This is a genomic window from Halorientalis marina (assembly GCF_023028345.1).
In the GTDB taxonomy this organism is placed as follows: Archaea; Halobacteriota; Halobacteria; order Halobacteriales; family Haloarculaceae; genus Halorientalis; species Halorientalis marina.
Map to the genome: position 1 here is coordinate 3,086,422 of NZ_CP095487.1, position 13,359 is coordinate 3,099,780.

Sequence of the window (13,359 nt, forward strand, 5' to 3'; positions counted from 1 at the left end):
TTAGTAGACGTACGCGATCACCTGGCCACCGATGCCCTCCTCGCGGGCCTCGTAGTGGCTCATGATACCGTGGCTGGTGCTCACGACGAGCGTCCCGTAGTCACGGGCGGGGAGGAACCGCTTCTCCCACTTCTCGAACTCGTCGGCGCCCGCACTGTAGCGGGGCTTGACCGGGCCACACTCGTTGATCGCTCCCTTCAGTTCGACCTCGAACTCGCCGGATTTGCCGTCGTCGACGAAACTGAATCCGTCGATGTACCCGCGGTCGTAGAAGACCTCGAGTACCGACCCGATCATGTTCGAGGCGGGCGATATCGTCTGCTCCAGGTGTCCGACGCTCTCGGCGTTGTTCAACCCCGAAAGGGCGGCGGACAGTGGATCGTTCCCTGTCATGAGTACTTCTTGAATCCCATACCGCGTGCGATCTCGCGGAAGCACTGCCGACAGAGGTAGATGTCGTACTTCCCGACCAGACCCTGCTCGCGCCCACAGCGCTGGCAGGACCGCAGCTCTCGCCGCTGGGTCTGGGTATCCTCGTCGGCCTCGGCCTCCTCGGCGTCGACTTCGGGTTCGCTCTCGCTCATTCGTTGACCTCCACGTCGAAGTTCGCCTCGACGTACGCGACCGCGTCGTCCGGGTCCAGTCGATGCGTCGACGGGATCGAGCGCGACGCCTTGTCGCGCTTCGCCACGCGGTAGCCGGGGCGGACCATGTTGACCGTCACGTCCAGCCCGTAGATTCCGATGTTCGGATCGTACTCCTGGCTCGGGAAGTCCGTGTGTTCCTCGACGCCGAAACTGAAGTTCCCGGTGTCGTCGAACTGCGACGCCGACAGCTCCGTCAGCGGGAGCGCCGTCGCCAGGAACTCCTCGGCGGCATCGTCCCGCAGCGTGACCTTCGCACCGACCACGTCACCCTGCCGGATACCGAACTCGCCGATGGTCTCTTTGGCCGTCGTTCGGACCGGCTGCTGGCCCGCGACCTCCTCCAGGATCTCCTCGCCGTTCGCCAGTTCGCGGCCACCTTGACCGACGCCCATGTGGACGACGACCTTCTCGATGCGCGGCTCGCGCATCTCGTGGAAGTCCGCGCCGCCAGTGTCCGATTCGGAACTCATCAGTCGTCACCTCCGTCGGTGAAGTTCTCGTCGATGACGACGACGTACTCCTGAATCGTCTCGAAGCCACCGGCGGCTTCGCCGCCTTCTGCGGCTGACGCCTCGCTGTCGCCGTCGTCCTGTTCGACCAGCACGTTGTTGGCCGAACTCCCAGGTGTGACCTGGATCTCGTCGATCTCGCCGATCTCGCCGGCGTGTGCGCCGTCGACCGCGGTCACGAGCGCCCCCTCTTCGTAGGGGAAGTGGGCGACGATCTCGCCGTCGTCGTTCGAGACGACGACCGAGTCGCTCCCGCTGTACTCGCTGTCCTCGTCGACGGTCAGCGTCTCCCCGTCGTGCAGCGTCAGCTGCACTTTGCCGCCGGGGACGTGCTGTTTGTTGACGATTTTACCGAGCTTCGATCCCGCGCTCTCCTCGTCGATGGGGGTCAGCGCGAGCCGACCACCCTCGTCGGGGAACACGCGGTAGAACTCCTCGCGCTCGGCGAAGGCCACGATGTCGAACATCCCGACCGGGCGCTCCTCGTCGGAGACCGGCTTCCCGTTGATCAGGACGTTGTCCTGGTTGAGAGCGTAGCGGGCCTCCTTCCGGTTGTCCACGTAGCCCAGCACGTCCCGCAGGACGATCAGCAGGGGAACCCCCGCCTCGCCGTGCGGACCGGCGTCGGCCTTGACCGTGAACGTCTCCGTCTTGCGCTCGACGGGCCAGGAGTTCGGCACCGACAGTCGCTTCTGGTGTTTGGTCATGCGCTATCCGCCTCCGACTCCAGCCGGTCGCGCCGCTTGTCGTCGTCCAGGTCCAGACCGGTCACGCGGACGTTGCTCGGCTCCAGCGGGAAGGGGACCTCCTCGCCGTCGGCCGTCTCCTGCGTGACGTCCTCCACGTGGACGACGCCCTGCTTGAGATCGACCGTGACGACTTCCCCGTCCTCGCCGGCGTGATCGCCGCGCATGACTTCGACCGTGTCGCCCTGGTTGACGCGCACGTTGCGCTGGCCGTACTCCTCGCGGAGGTCGCCGGTCAGCGTCGCGCGCACCTGCTTCTGTTTCTCGTGCAGCGAGGCGCGTTCGGTCTGCGTTCGCTGTTTGCTCGGTTGTCGTGTCATACTATCATCGTTGCAGTACTCGCGATGGTTCCGAACCGCTCTGCCACCTCGCGGGCGATGGGGCCCTTGATCTCGGTCCCGCGGGGCTCCTCGTTCTCGTCGATGATGACCCCCGCGTTGTCCTCGAACTTCACCCGGGTCCCGTCCGGCCGGCGGATCGACTGCCGCTGGCGGACGACCACCGCTTCGAGCACCTGGCGACGCATCTCCGGCGTCCCCTTGGTGACCGAGACGGTGATCTTGTCACCGAGGCCCGCCTTCGGGTGGCGGTTTTTCGTTCCCGAATAGCCCGTGATGGAGATGACCTTCAGTTCGCGTGCGCCCGTGTTGTCCGCACACGTGATCAGCGAGCCCTTCTCCAGGCCCTGGGTCACGTCGGCGTTGAGCGCTTCCATCAGTCGTCACCTCCGTCGCTGGGGCCAGCCACCTCGGCGGCCGTCACGGCATCTGCCGCGGCCAGCCGCTCGACGACGACGTGGCTTTTCGTCTTCGAGAGCGGTCGTGTCTCTGCGATACGGACCGTGTCGCCGACCGACAGGTCCATGCACGGCGGTGCGTGTGCGGGCACACGCGACCGTCGTTTCATGAACCGGTCGTATTTCGGCACCTTCACGTCGTACTCGCGTTCGACGACGACGGTCTTGTCCATGTCTGTGGAGGCGACCGTTCCTTCGAGCGTCCCGCCACGCACACCGAGTGTGCCGTGGAAGGGACAGTTCTCGTCGGAACAGGTCTCCTCCGGCGTGTCTACGTTGAGTCCTAGCGCCATTTCGAATCACCTGTTCGTTCCGTGCGTCGAGCCGGTCGCGCGACGAGCACGTCGCCGTCGACGGTGACCGTCTCACCCTCCACGTCGAACGCGAACGTCGCGTCGGCCTTCGGCACCTGCCACACCCGCTGGTCGCCCTCGACACTGAACGTCTTCGTCGTCTCCATGACGACCTCGCCCTCGATCCCGACGAGGTCGGGGTTCGAGGCGGCCGTGACCCTGACGGGCCGGCCGATGAGTTCGTGTCGCGTGAGGGTTGCGGGTGTCAGTGGCATCTTACTGTTCGACGTCGCCTTCCTCGCGCTGGATCGTCTTGATCCGCGCGATGGCGCGACGCATCTCCTTGATTCGCCCCGGGTTCTCCGGGGCACCACCCGCGGCCTGGACGGCCCGGGAGTTCAGCAGTTCCGTCTCGAGGTCCTCCAGCTCTGCCTGCCGCTCGGCCGGCGTCATGTCCCGGATTTCCTCGGCGTGGAGGATGGTCATTCGTCGTCACCCTCCTCGTCGGCGTCCGCCTCCGCTTCGGCGTCGGCCTCCTCGTCTTCCATCTCGTCCATCAGGTCCTCGGCTTCCGCCTCGGCGTCCTCGTCGACCTCCGACTCGATGGCCTCGTCGAGTTCGTCGATGTCGACGTCGTCGGGCTCCTCGTCCGGAACCTCGACGTCCTCCTCGACGATCTCCTCTTCGACGACTTCCTCGTCGACGTCGGGCTCGGCTTCGTCGTCGGCCGCTTCAGCCTCGTCGTCCTCGGGCGGCGCGCCCGTCTCGGGTTCGGCCTCGCCGGCCTCGTCGTCCTCGGGTTCGCCCTCGAGGAGGTCCTCGACGCCTTCCTCGTCGACGTCTGCGACGTAGTCCTCGATCTCGACGTCCTCGTAGATCTCGAAGTCGTCGGGGAGTTCCGCGTTCGGCGGGATGATCTTCACGTCGACGCCGATAGTGCCGAGCTTCATGACCGCGACGCCCTGCCCGTGGTCGACGATCTCCTCGGCGGGTTCGCCGTTGTGCTTGATGTAGCCACGGTTGAACTTCTCCACGCGTGAGCGTGCGCCCGTGACCTTCCCGCTGAGGACGATCTCCGCGCCCAGCGCGCCGGCTTCCATGATGCGGTCGATGGTCGTGTGACCGGCCTTCCGGAAGTACCAGCCGCGTTCGAGCGCGTTGGCAAGCCGGTCGGCGACGATCCGTGCGTTGAGGTCCGGCTCGTCGACCTCCTGCACGTCGATCTGGGGGTCTTCGAGGTTGAACCGCTCCTCGAGTTCCGTCGTGACCTTCCGGATGTTCTTCCCGCCCTTGCCGATGACCATGCCTGGCTTCTCGGCCTTGAGGACGATCTGGGTCCCCATCGGCGTCTTGGCGACGTCCATGCCGCCGTAGCCGGCACGGCCCAGTTCGTCGGCGAAGAACTCGTCGATCTGGGTCCGCTGGAGACCGTCACGGATGAACTGCTGTTCGTCCGCCATCAGGCCTCCACCTCCTCGGCTTCCTGCAGGATCAGTTCGACGTCGACCTCGGGGCTGTTCCACGGGTCGGCCCGCCCCATCGCGCGGGGCTTGCGGCCCGGGGACTCGCCGACCTTGTGGGCGGCGACGTGGAGAATCGTCATCTCCTCGCCGTCGAAGCCCTGGTGGTCGGCGTTGCCGACCGCGTTCTCGATGAGGTCGAGGAAAGCCTCGCTGGCCTTCTCGGGGTAGCGACCGGCGTCCCAGCCTTCGATGTCGTCTCGGTGGCCGACGCCCGCGTTGTGAGACTTGAAGGGGACCGACTGCTCGCCCTCGATAACCGATTCGAGGTACGCGACCGCCTCGCCGGCGGTCATGCCCTTGATCTCACGGGCGATGGCCTTGCTGTGCTTGTGGCTCATCTGCCGCTCCCGGAGCATCGCTTTCGCCGTCGTGTCCGGGTCCGGATCGATTGAGTAGCTGATTCCCATGGTTACTTGAGTGGCACGAACTTCGAGGACCGGGTCGCCCCGATCCCTGCCTGTCCGTGCTCGACGTCCGTCCGTGTGAGCTGGAACTCGCCGAGGTAGTGGCCGAGCATCTCCGGCTCCACCTCGACGCGCTCGAAGCTCTCGCCGTTGTGGACCGCGAACGTGATGCCGATCATCTCCGGCACCACCGGCATGTCGCGCAGGTGGGTCCGGATGGGGTCGTTGGCCGTCTCCTCCTCGCCGGCCTCACGGGCCGATTCGAGGAGCTTCTCTTTCTCCTCGGACAGGCCACGTTCGATACTTCGCCGCTGGCGTGCGGGGAGCAGTGCCGCGACCTCGTCGAGGTCCATGTCCTGCAACTCGTCGAGCGTGTGGCCACGGTAGGTAAACTCGCCCTCGTGACCGATCTGGTATTCCGAACTCATTCGTTACCACCCTTCCCGCCGCGCCCGGTCTTCCGGGAACTGATGTCCCCGACCTTCCGGCCCGGCGGCGCGTTGCGCGAGATGGACTTCGGCTTGCCCGGGTGCTGGCGGCCGCCGCCACCGAACGGGTGGTCGACGGCGTTCATCGCCACACCGCGAACGTTCGGCCACTTCGTCCCGCGCGCTTTCATCTTGTGGTGCTTGTTCCCGGCCTTGACGAACGGCTTCTCGGTACGGCCGCCACCGGCGACCACGCCGATGGTGGCTCGACACTGCGGGTCGAGCTGCTTCATCTCGCCGCTCGGTAGCTTCACGACCGCGACGTTGCGGTCGTGGCTGATCAGCTGGGCGTTGACGCCCGAGGCCCGGGCGAACCGTCCGCCGTCGCCCTGGTTGGCCTCGACGTTACAGACCGGCACGCCCTCCGGGATCTCGGCCAGCGGGAGCGTGTTCCCGGGCGCGATCTCCGCGGAGACGCCGACCTGCAGTTCGTCGCCGACGCCGATGCCTTCCGGCGCGAGGACGAGGCGCTGGTCGCCGTCCTCGAACTCGACGGCGGCGATGGGCGCGCTGCGGGCCGGGTCGTGCTCGATGTCGACGACCTGGCCGGCGATCACGTCGCCGTCTTCGACCTTCCGGTGTGACAGTTCCGCCTTGTAGCGGTGTGACGGGGCCCGGAACGTGGGGCCACCGCGACCGCGTCGTTGTCCCTGGATTCGTCGTCCCATGATCAGAACACCCCGATACGGCTGGCGATCTCCTCGGCGTCGTCGTCGGGGCCGAGGGTCACCGTCGCCTTCTTGGTTCCCTGTGCGGTCACCATCGTGTTCACGTTCGCGACCTCGACATCGAACTGCGTCTCGATGGCGTCAGCGACCTCGCCTTTCGAGGCGCCCGTGTCGACGATGAACTCGAGCGTGTTCTCGAAGTCCATCTTGTTCATGGACTTCTCCGTGACGTGGGGGTGATGGAGCACGTTCATCGGTCCGCCACCTCCGCGACGGCGCTCTCCGTCCAGACGGTGAGCCGCCCGGGCTCCGTGCCCGGCGCGAGGTCCTCCGCGTTGACCTCGCGTGCGGTCGTCACGTCCGCGCCCGCGAGGTTGCGGGCCGCCTTCGAGGGCTCCTCGCTGGTGACAAAGAGGATCGAACTCGGCCGGCGGTACTTCCGCCCGCGAGCCTTCCCCTGCCCGGCCTTGATCTTGGTCTCGTCGGCCCGCTCGATGTCGGCGTGGATGCCGAGGGCTTCGAGCACGTCGACGACGTCCTGGGTCTTGACGAGGTCCTCGAACTCGTCGTCGACGACCAGCGGCAGTTCCACGTCGTCGTCGAAGTCGTGCCCGCGCTCGGCCACGACGTCGGCGTCGGTGGTGGCCGCGATGGCCGACCGGACGGCGAGTTTCCGCTCCTTGTCGTTGATGTCCTGCGTGCGATCCTTCTCGGACTTCGGCGGGTGGGCCGGGCGCCCACCGACGGTCTGGGGCACGCGGCGTGCCTGCCCGCCCTCTCGGGGGACGTGCGCCATGCCGCGGCCCGAACCGAACGACTCGGCCGGGGTCCGCAGGCCGGCGTACTCGTCGCTGCCGTAGTCCTGTTTCCGGTTGGCCTGGGCGGCGAGCACCGCCGACCGGATGAGGTCCGGTCGGAGCGGCGTCTCGAAGACCTCGGGGAGGTCGACCTCGCCCGCGTCGCCGCCGTCCAGGTCGTGTACTGTCGCGTTCATCCTTGGTTACTCTCCTGGGAGACGTAGCGCACCTCGGGGTCGAGACGCGGCTGGTCGTTCGGCCGGACCGCGGGCCGGAAGCGCAGGAGGCGCTTGTCCGGACCGGGCACCGAGCCCTTGACCAGCGTGTACGGGCCGTCGACCTCGCCGTAGTTGACGAAGCCGCCGTCGACGGAGGCGTCGTCGCCCTCGCCGAGGTCGATGAGGCGCTTGTTCAGCTCCGTGCGCTGGTGGTAGCCGGTCTGTCCCTGCTGGGGGACCGTCGAGCGCACACGCGAGGGGTTCCACGGGCCGAGGTTACCGATCCGGCGCCGCCACCCCTGGCGAGCGTGTTTGCCTTTCCGCTTCTGGACGCCCCAGCGCTTGACGGGACCCTGGGTCCCTTTGCCCTTGGTGATGCCCGCCACGTCGGCGTACTCGCCGGCGCGGAACACGTCGTTCATCGTGTGTTCCCCGCCGTCCTCGACGAGGTCGAGGCCGAACTCGACGCGCTCCTCGAGGGAGCCGCCGCCGATCCGGGCTTCCATCACGTCCGGTTTCTTCTTGGGGACGTTCGGCACGTCGTCGGGAACGGTGTGCGTGATGGCACGCACGTCCGCCAGGTTCCCGTTCTCCAGTGCGTTCTGTACGTCTTCGCGTGCCCCGTCGGCGTCGTGCTCCTCGGGGAGGTCGAGGGTCCGGTCGAGTTCGCTGTGGAACTCGTCGGTCCAGACCTCCGTGAGGGGTCGCTTGCCGTAGGGCGTGTCTTCGTAGGCACGCAGGGCAACGGCGCGCATCGGCGGCGTCTCGACGACGGTGACAGGCACGGTCTCCTCCTGTCCCTCGCGGGGGGAGTCGGGTTCGTCGTTGATCATCACGACGTGGGTCATGCCGGCCTTGTACCCGGCGAAACCCTGGAGACCCGGCTGTCCGTCGTCGTCCGGCCAGGTACCGAATCGCGGTACCTCGCTGGCCGCACGACTACGCGGGCCGAAGCCCAACGAGCCTTTGCGTGGTCTGCTTGGTTGTGGCATTCTGGTTCACTCCGTGAGTGAGAGGGGAGCGAGGACGGCGAACAGCGCTTCTTCCGTTCGCACGACCTCGCTGCCCTGGTTCGGAATCGCATCCAGCCAGAGGTCGAACCGGGTCCCATCCGGTTCGTCGGAGACGACCGTCGATTCTCGCTCGGTCTCCCCGCCCGGTACCGCCTCGACGTCGATGTCGAGGATCGCTGGCAGGCCGCGCTCGGGCGCTCCGAACGCGACCGTCATCCCTCGCTCGCCGGTGTCGGCGACGACGTCGCCGAGCCGGCCGACGCTAAGCGGCTGACCGTGCCGCGATGTGGCGATTCGCACGCCGGCGTCGTCACGCGAGAGTTCCGTCGAGAGGTCCGAAGCGATCACGTCGTACCCCGGGAGGGGGTCGTCGACGATCTTCGCTCGGACCGGCCGTCGCGAAGAGACCCTGATGGCTACGCGCTCCCCCTCGCCGAGTTCCATACCGTCAGGAACGACGAGGGAGATCGGGTGTTGCAGTCCGCAATTGACCCGGACGCGTCCCTCAGATCCGACCTCGGTCACGATTCCCTGTCTTAACGACCCCGATTCGTCCGAACCGGAGCCGGTCCGTGGTGCGACGCGGAGCGGCGGCAGGACGCCCGCGTACTCCAGTTCGTCCCGCTGCCCCCAGGCCTCCTTTCGGAGGTAGGGGGGCGTCGCGGCGTACCGCAGCACGGTTTCGACGAACCCGCCACCGAACTGGTTCTCGCCCGCGTCGTCCGGAAAGACGACGAGGCGGTCGACCCGGAAGACCGTCGCCGCGCGGGCGACGTAACCGAGTTTGCGAGTCGCCTCGCGTTTGTCCTCGGCTTCCCGGACCAGCGATGACGGCACGAGCACGCTGACTGTCATGCCGTGACGCTTCCACGCCACGCCACTAGACTGTGCCGAATGATACTCGACTCCCTTCTTAAAAAGTGCCCGCTTTGCGTGCGCGGTGGGACGGGTTCACACGGGCCAGTGAGCGGCTACGACGCCGATTTTACTCCGCAGGTACTTTGACACGAGTTCGCAGGGAACCGGTGACGACCCGTCGGTACCCGGAGCGGACTTGCCGTCAACCGTTTATCGGAATCCGTCGCGTACGCACCAGTCCTGATCGGACGCACCCGGTGGGATATCGCGGAGGGGTACATCCCCGAAACGAGTACTGGCCCGGACTCCGAGATGACCAGCCACGAGACGGTCTGTCTGCTCAACCCCACCGATCAGGACGCCCACGTCGAGGTGACCGTCTACTTCGGCGACAGGGACCCGGTCGGTCCCTACGAGCTGCGGGTCCCCGCCGAGCGGACGTGCCACGTCAAATTCAACGGCCTCGACGACCCGGAGCCGATCCCGCGAGGTACCGACTTCGCCAGCGTTCTCGAGTCCGACCAGCCGATCGTCTGTCAACACACGCGTCTTGACTCCCGGCAGGCCGAAAACGCACTGCTCTCGACGGTCCCGTACGCTGGCGGACAGTGACCGAACGACCCCTCCGTAGCGGCGCGCGATTGACAGGCGGTGACACGCCGCCCTGCGGTTTTCCTCGCGATTCGGAAGCCTTATACTACTCTCGACAGAACTGGTGATTGCGCGCTGGTGGTGTAGTGGTATCACAGGACCCTGCCACGGTCCTAACCCGAGTTCAAATCTCGGCCAGCGCACTACCACTTTTTACTCTCTCGGGTTTCCTCGCTCGCTATCGCTCGCTGCGGGAACCACTCGGTCGCAAAAACTTGGGGAAAAACGATGCTTCACGCTCGGCCTGCGGCCTCGCGTGAAGTGAACCGCGCTCGCTGCTCTCGCGCGGATGCTCGTGTGACTACTTCATGCTCCTGAGCGTGTTCCGGCCACCTTCTTTCCGAAGATATTCGACCGTTTCGGCCTTGGATTCTGAAGGGGAAACGGCGTAAGTGGTGGTTTCGTACCAGTATATATGAGGAAGACAACCGCGAGGGCCGCGTCGGTCGCACGAGCCCTCACCGTCCTGCTGGTGGGACTGCTCGCGGTCAGCGGCGTCGCCGTCGCACACGGCGGGGACGACGGCCGTCACCACCACGACGGGGTGATGGGTCACGACGGCGTGATGGGCCACGACGGCTGGATGGGTGGTCTCGGCTGGCTCTGGGTTCCGGTCGTACTGCTGCTGGTCGTCGGCCTCCCGCTCGTCGCCGCGGTCGTTCTGGTTCGCGAGCGCCGCGACGGCGGCGGGGACGACGACGCACTGACGGTCCTGCGGCGGCGCTACGCCGCCGGCGAGATCGACGAGGAGGAGTTCGAGCGACGACGGGACCGGCTCACGTAGGCACCGCCATCAGGTCCCCGAACAGGCGTTCGTGACGCTGAACGACCCGTCGGGGTTGATATCGACTGTCAGCTCGGTCAGCCGCGAGCCCCCGCCACAGCGGACCGCGCCGATGCTGGCGTTGGCGTCGCTCGCCCGCGCTCTGAGGAAGTACACGACCGTCGTGTCGTCGGGCACGTCGGTATAGCTCGCGCCGATCCCACTCCCGGCCCTGAGGGTGTACTGGCTGGTCTGGACGGGGTCGGCCTCGACGGCGATGTCGGTCGCGCGTTCGAGACGCGCGGGCGGAATCCGGTCGATGCGGTCGACGGCGAGGCGACGCGTCGAGCCGTTTCGGTACGTGATCTCGACGCCGTCGAACGGCTCGGTAGCGAGCACGACCCGCACGTCGTAGGCCGTGTCGGCGTTGTTCGTGACCGTCACCGAGACGTTCCGTCCCGTGTCACCGTCCTCGGCGGCCGGTGCGGCACACCCGGCGAGCGCGGCGAGAGCCACGAGCGCGAGTACCGTGGTGGGGACTCTCATACCCTTCCTGCACGCGGTGGTGGGAAAAAGCCGCCGCTGGCGCACGTAAATAAACAAGGGCGTACCCCTTGCCCTGCGGCCGCGACCGCCGGGCCGCAACGTGACTACCGGGAAGGTCGGGATATGCCTTGTGGAGGCGGAATCGCCGAGCGACGACGAATGAGGGAGTGGAAAGGTACATTCCGTTCGACTGGGAAGGGAGCGTATGATCGGTGTCGTCGGTGGCGGAATCGCGGGGCTGTCAGCGGCCTACCGCCTCCAGCGGTGTGACTACGACGTGCAGGTGTTCGAGGCCAGCGAGGACCTCGGGGGGCTGGCGGCGGTCTACGAGACCGCCGGCGACCCCATCGAGAAGTTCTACCACCACCTCTCGAAGTCGGAGGAGACCATCGTCGAACTCGCTGAAGACCTCGGGCTCGGCGACGCGGTCGAGTGGCGCGTCGGGAAGAACGCCTTCCTCGCCGACGGCGAGGTCCGGCCGCTCGACACCCCCTGGGAGATCGCAGCCTACCCCCACCTCAGCGTCTACGACAAGTTCCGGCTCACGATGCTGACGATGGAGGTCGACGTTCGCGGCGGGATGCCCTCGTTCGACACGTACGACGACCTCGCGGACTTCGAGGACGTGCCCATCAAGGAGTTCCTGCTCGACCACACCACCCGCGGCGTCTACGAGAACTTCTGGGAGCCGCTGCTGGACGCGAAGTTCGGGAGCCGGAAGGAGGACGTGAGCGCGGCGTGGCTGCTCGGCCGGGTGAAGTTCCGCGGCGAGCGCGACCTCCTGCGCGGCGAAATCCTGGGGTATCTCGACGGCGGTTTCCACCAGTTGATCGACGCCCTGATCGGTGCCGTCGGCCGGGACAACATCACCACCGGCGCGCGCGTGACGGATCTCGATTGCTCGGGCGGCGCGGTCCGGACGCTCTCCGCCGAGACGGGTGACGGGACCGAGACCCACGAGGTCGACGAGGTCGTCGTCGCGGCGATGCCGAACGTCCTCGAGGACCTGACCGGCTACCCCTGCGAGATCGACTTCCAGGGGACGGTCTGCTCGGTCTGGAGCCTGGACGAGTCACTGACCGACACCTACTGGCTGAACCTCGCCGACGAGGCGCCCTTCGGCGTGTTCATCGAGCACACGAACTTCGTCCCGCCCGAGCGCTACGGCGGGGAACACCTCTACTACACCGCGAGTTACGTCCAGGACCCGAGCGAGGACCTCTGGAACATGGACGACGGCGCGGTCGAGGCCCACTGGCGGGACGGCATCGCCGACCTGTTCCCCGCGTTCGATCCCGCGTCGGTCAACTGGGTCGAGACGGCCCGCAACCCCCGGACTGCGCCGGTCTACGAGCGGGGGTATCTCGACATGGTCGTGCCCTACGACCTCTCCGACGCGGTCGCAGAGGGGGTCTACTACGCGGGGATGGCCTCGAAGGCGCAGTACCCCGAGCGCAGCCTCAACGGCGGCATCGAGGCGGGCTTCGCGGCCGCGAACCGGATCGTCGGGACGCGGCCCCGGCCCGACGGCGAGCGGACCGTCGCCGAGCCGGTGCCGGAGTGAGACACGGCGGCGAGACCGCCGAAAACGGACAACGCTTTTAGTGTGTGGGCCGCGCTTCGGAGCACATGAGCGACAGCGAGGACGCCGTTGTGGTCGATATCGCGGACGGAATCGCCACGGTGACGCTGAACAACCCGGGGATGCGAAACGCGCTGACGGAGGACGTGTCCGACGGCCTCGTCGCGGCGATGGATAGTGTGTCGAGGTCGGACGCGCGGGTCGTCGTCATCGAGGGCGCGGGCTCGGCGTTCTGTGCCGGCGGGGACATCAACACGATGATGGAGGGTCTCGGGACCGACGTGCCGGCCCACCGGAAGGCCACGGAGATCATGCAGGGGCTCCACCAGGCCATCGAGCGGATCGTCCGCTGTCCCCTGCCGACGGTGGCGAAGATCGACGGCCAGGCCTTCGGCGCGGGTGCGAGCCTCGCCATCGCCTGTGACATTCAGGTCGCCCGCGCGGACGTGGAGATGAGCTTCGCCTTCCGGAAGGTCGGCCTCGCCGTCGACTCGGGCACCTCGTGGATGCTCCCGCGACTGGTCGGCGAGAACACGGCAAAGCGGCTGGTCCTGACCGGCGAGGTGTTCACCGCCGAGGAAGCCGCGGAGATGGGCGTCGTCACCGACGCCGTCCCCGAAGACGAGTTCGCGGACCGCGCGGCCGAGATCGTCGCCGAAATCGCGACGGGGCCGACGGTCGGCCTGCAGATCTCGAAGCGCCTGCTCCGACAGAACGCGAACAAGTCGCTGACGGAGGCGCTGGACGACGAGGCGACGGCGCAGGCGCTCGCGCTCGGCACTCACGACCATCAGGAGGGGGCGAGCGCGTTCATGGAGGGCCGCGACGCGGAGTTCGAGGGGCGCTGAAGCCGGTGC

General features: G+C 67.1%; 22 protein-coding genes and 1 tRNA gene. 5 read left to right on the forward strand and 18 right to left on the reverse strand.

Annotation, left to right across the window (positions count from 1 at the left end; all coding sequences use genetic code 11):
* Genes MUG96_RS15890 through MUG96_RS15970 form a run of 17 tightly spaced genes read right to left on the reverse strand, consistent with a single transcriptional unit; the run spans position 1 to position 8,957 of the window.
* Positions 1 to 393 carry a 30S ribosomal protein S8 gene (locus MUG96_RS15890; RefSeq protein ID WP_246984286.1) on the reverse strand — a complete coding sequence of 131 codons (393 nt, stop codon included), beginning with the start codon at positions 391 to 393 and terminating at the stop codon, positions 1 to 3.
* Positions 390 to 584, reverse strand: a complete 195-nt coding sequence (locus MUG96_RS15895; protein ID WP_246984287.1) for a 30S ribosomal protein S14 — start codon at positions 582 to 584, stop codon at positions 390 to 392. Before MUG96_RS15895 ends, MUG96_RS15890 begins: the two co-directional genes overlap by 4 nt.
* A complete protein-coding gene (locus MUG96_RS15900) occupies positions 581 to 1,117 on the reverse strand; it encodes a 50S ribosomal protein L5 (RefSeq protein ID WP_246984289.1) in 537 nt (178 codons plus the stop codon). The genes MUG96_RS15895 and MUG96_RS15900 overlap by 4 nt, the downstream gene beginning before the upstream one ends.
* Positions 1,117 to 1,863, reverse strand: a complete 747-nt coding sequence (locus MUG96_RS15905) for a 30S ribosomal protein S4e (protein WP_246984291.1) — start codon at positions 1,861 to 1,863, stop codon at positions 1,117 to 1,119. Before MUG96_RS15905 ends, MUG96_RS15900 begins: the two co-directional genes overlap by 1 nt.
* Positions 1,860 to 2,222: a 50S ribosomal protein L24 gene (gene rplX, locus MUG96_RS15910; RefSeq protein WP_246984293.1), complete on the reverse strand. Its 363-nt coding sequence runs from the start codon at positions 2,220 to 2,222 to the stop codon at positions 1,860 to 1,862. Before rplX ends, MUG96_RS15905 begins: the two co-directional genes overlap by 4 nt.
* Positions 2,219 to 2,617: a 50S ribosomal protein L14 gene (locus MUG96_RS15915; protein ID WP_246984295.1), complete on the reverse strand. Its 399-nt coding sequence runs from the start codon at positions 2,615 to 2,617 to the stop codon at positions 2,219 to 2,221. Before MUG96_RS15915 ends, rplX begins: the two co-directional genes overlap by 4 nt.
* The gene (locus tag MUG96_RS15920) at positions 2,617 to 2,991 is read right to left on the reverse strand and encodes a 30S ribosomal protein S17 (RefSeq protein WP_246984297.1); all 375 of its coding nucleotides are present in this window, start codon (positions 2,989 to 2,991) and stop codon (positions 2,617 to 2,619) included. Before MUG96_RS15920 ends, MUG96_RS15915 begins: the two co-directional genes overlap by 1 nt.
* Positions 2,982 to 3,266 carry a ribonuclease P protein component 1 gene (locus tag MUG96_RS15925; RefSeq protein WP_246984299.1) on the reverse strand — a complete coding sequence of 95 codons (285 nt, stop codon included), beginning with the start codon at positions 3,264 to 3,266 and terminating at the stop codon, positions 2,982 to 2,984. Before MUG96_RS15925 ends, MUG96_RS15920 begins: the two co-directional genes overlap by 10 nt.
* Position 3,267: 1 nt before the next feature.
* Positions 3,268 to 3,477, reverse strand: a complete 210-nt coding sequence (rpmC, locus tag MUG96_RS15930) for a 50S ribosomal protein L29 (RefSeq protein ID WP_246984301.1) — start codon at positions 3,475 to 3,477, stop codon at positions 3,268 to 3,270.
* Positions 3,474 to 4,451, reverse strand: a complete 978-nt coding sequence (locus MUG96_RS15935; protein WP_246984303.1) for a 30S ribosomal protein S3 — start codon at positions 4,449 to 4,451, stop codon at positions 3,474 to 3,476. Before MUG96_RS15935 ends, rpmC begins: the two co-directional genes overlap by 4 nt.
* Positions 4,451 to 4,921, reverse strand: a complete 471-nt coding sequence (locus MUG96_RS15940) for a 50S ribosomal protein L22 (protein ID WP_246984306.1) — start codon at positions 4,919 to 4,921, stop codon at positions 4,451 to 4,453. The genes MUG96_RS15935 and MUG96_RS15940 overlap by 1 nt, the downstream gene beginning before the upstream one ends.
* Positions 4,922 to 4,923: 2 nt before the next feature.
* A complete protein-coding gene (locus MUG96_RS15945; RefSeq protein WP_246984308.1) occupies positions 4,924 to 5,346 on the reverse strand; it encodes a 30S ribosomal protein S19 in 423 nt (140 codons plus the stop codon).
* The gene (locus tag MUG96_RS15950) at positions 5,343 to 6,074 is read right to left on the reverse strand and encodes a 50S ribosomal protein L2 (protein ID WP_246984310.1); all 732 of its coding nucleotides are present in this window, start codon (positions 6,072 to 6,074) and stop codon (positions 5,343 to 5,345) included. Before MUG96_RS15950 ends, MUG96_RS15945 begins: the two co-directional genes overlap by 4 nt.
* A gap of 2 nt (positions 6,075 to 6,076) precedes the next feature.
* A complete protein-coding gene (locus tag MUG96_RS15955; RefSeq protein WP_246984311.1) occupies positions 6,077 to 6,328 on the reverse strand; it encodes a 50S ribosomal protein L23 in 252 nt (83 codons plus the stop codon).
* Positions 6,325 to 7,068 (reverse strand): 50S ribosomal protein L4, encoded by a 744-nt coding sequence (gene rpl4p, locus MUG96_RS15960; protein ID WP_246984312.1) that lies wholly within the window; start codon positions 7,066 to 7,068, stop codon positions 6,325 to 6,327. The genes MUG96_RS15955 and rpl4p overlap by 4 nt, the downstream gene beginning before the upstream one ends.
* The gene (locus MUG96_RS15965) at positions 7,065 to 8,081 is read right to left on the reverse strand and encodes a 50S ribosomal protein L3 (protein WP_246984313.1); all 1,017 of its coding nucleotides are present in this window, start codon (positions 8,079 to 8,081) and stop codon (positions 7,065 to 7,067) included. The genes rpl4p and MUG96_RS15965 overlap by 4 nt, the downstream gene beginning before the upstream one ends.
* Before the next feature lie 6 nt (positions 8,082 to 8,087).
* Positions 8,088 to 8,957 carry a putative RNA uridine N3 methyltransferase gene (locus tag MUG96_RS15970; protein ID WP_246984314.1) on the reverse strand — a complete coding sequence of 290 codons (870 nt, stop codon included), beginning with the start codon at positions 8,955 to 8,957 and terminating at the stop codon, positions 8,088 to 8,090.
* A gap of 243 nt (positions 8,958 to 9,200) precedes the next feature.
* On the opposite strand from MUG96_RS15970, the gene MUG96_RS15975 reads away from it, so the two are divergent.
* From MUG96_RS15975 to MUG96_RS15985, 3 genes are all read left to right on the forward strand, one after another.
* Positions 9,201 to 9,572, forward strand: coding sequence for a sensory rhodopsin transducer (locus MUG96_RS15975; RefSeq protein WP_373222118.1), 372 nt, complete (start codon positions 9,201 to 9,203; stop codon positions 9,570 to 9,572).
* A gap of 111 nt (positions 9,573 to 9,683) precedes the next feature.
* A tRNA-Gly gene (locus MUG96_RS15980) sits at positions 9,684 to 9,754 on the forward strand.
* Positions 9,755 to 10,026: 272 nt separating this feature from the next.
* Entirely contained in the window at positions 10,027 to 10,395 is a 369-nt protein-coding gene (locus MUG96_RS15985; protein WP_246984315.1) for an SHOCT domain-containing protein, read from the forward strand.
* A 9-nt stretch (positions 10,396 to 10,404) separates the two neighbouring features.
* On the opposite strand, the gene MUG96_RS15990 is transcribed toward MUG96_RS15985, so the two are convergent.
* Positions 10,405 to 10,920: a hypothetical protein gene (locus tag MUG96_RS15990; RefSeq protein WP_246984316.1), complete on the reverse strand. Its 516-nt coding sequence runs from the start codon at positions 10,918 to 10,920 to the stop codon at positions 10,405 to 10,407.
* 205 nt (positions 10,921 to 11,125) lie between these two features.
* Here MUG96_RS15990 and MUG96_RS15995 point away from each other — a divergent pair, with 205 nt between their 5' ends.
* Together MUG96_RS15995 and MUG96_RS16000 are read left to right on the forward strand one after the other, a co-directional pair.
* Positions 11,126 to 12,484 (forward strand): NAD(P)/FAD-dependent oxidoreductase, encoded by a 1,359-nt coding sequence (locus MUG96_RS15995; RefSeq protein ID WP_246984317.1) that lies wholly within the window; start codon positions 11,126 to 11,128, stop codon positions 12,482 to 12,484.
* A gap of 65 nt (positions 12,485 to 12,549) precedes the next feature.
* Positions 12,550 to 13,350: an enoyl-CoA hydratase/isomerase family protein gene (locus MUG96_RS16000; protein WP_246984319.1), complete on the forward strand. Its 801-nt coding sequence runs from the start codon at positions 12,550 to 12,552 to the stop codon at positions 13,348 to 13,350.
* Positions 13,351 to 13,359: the final 9 nt, after the last annotated feature.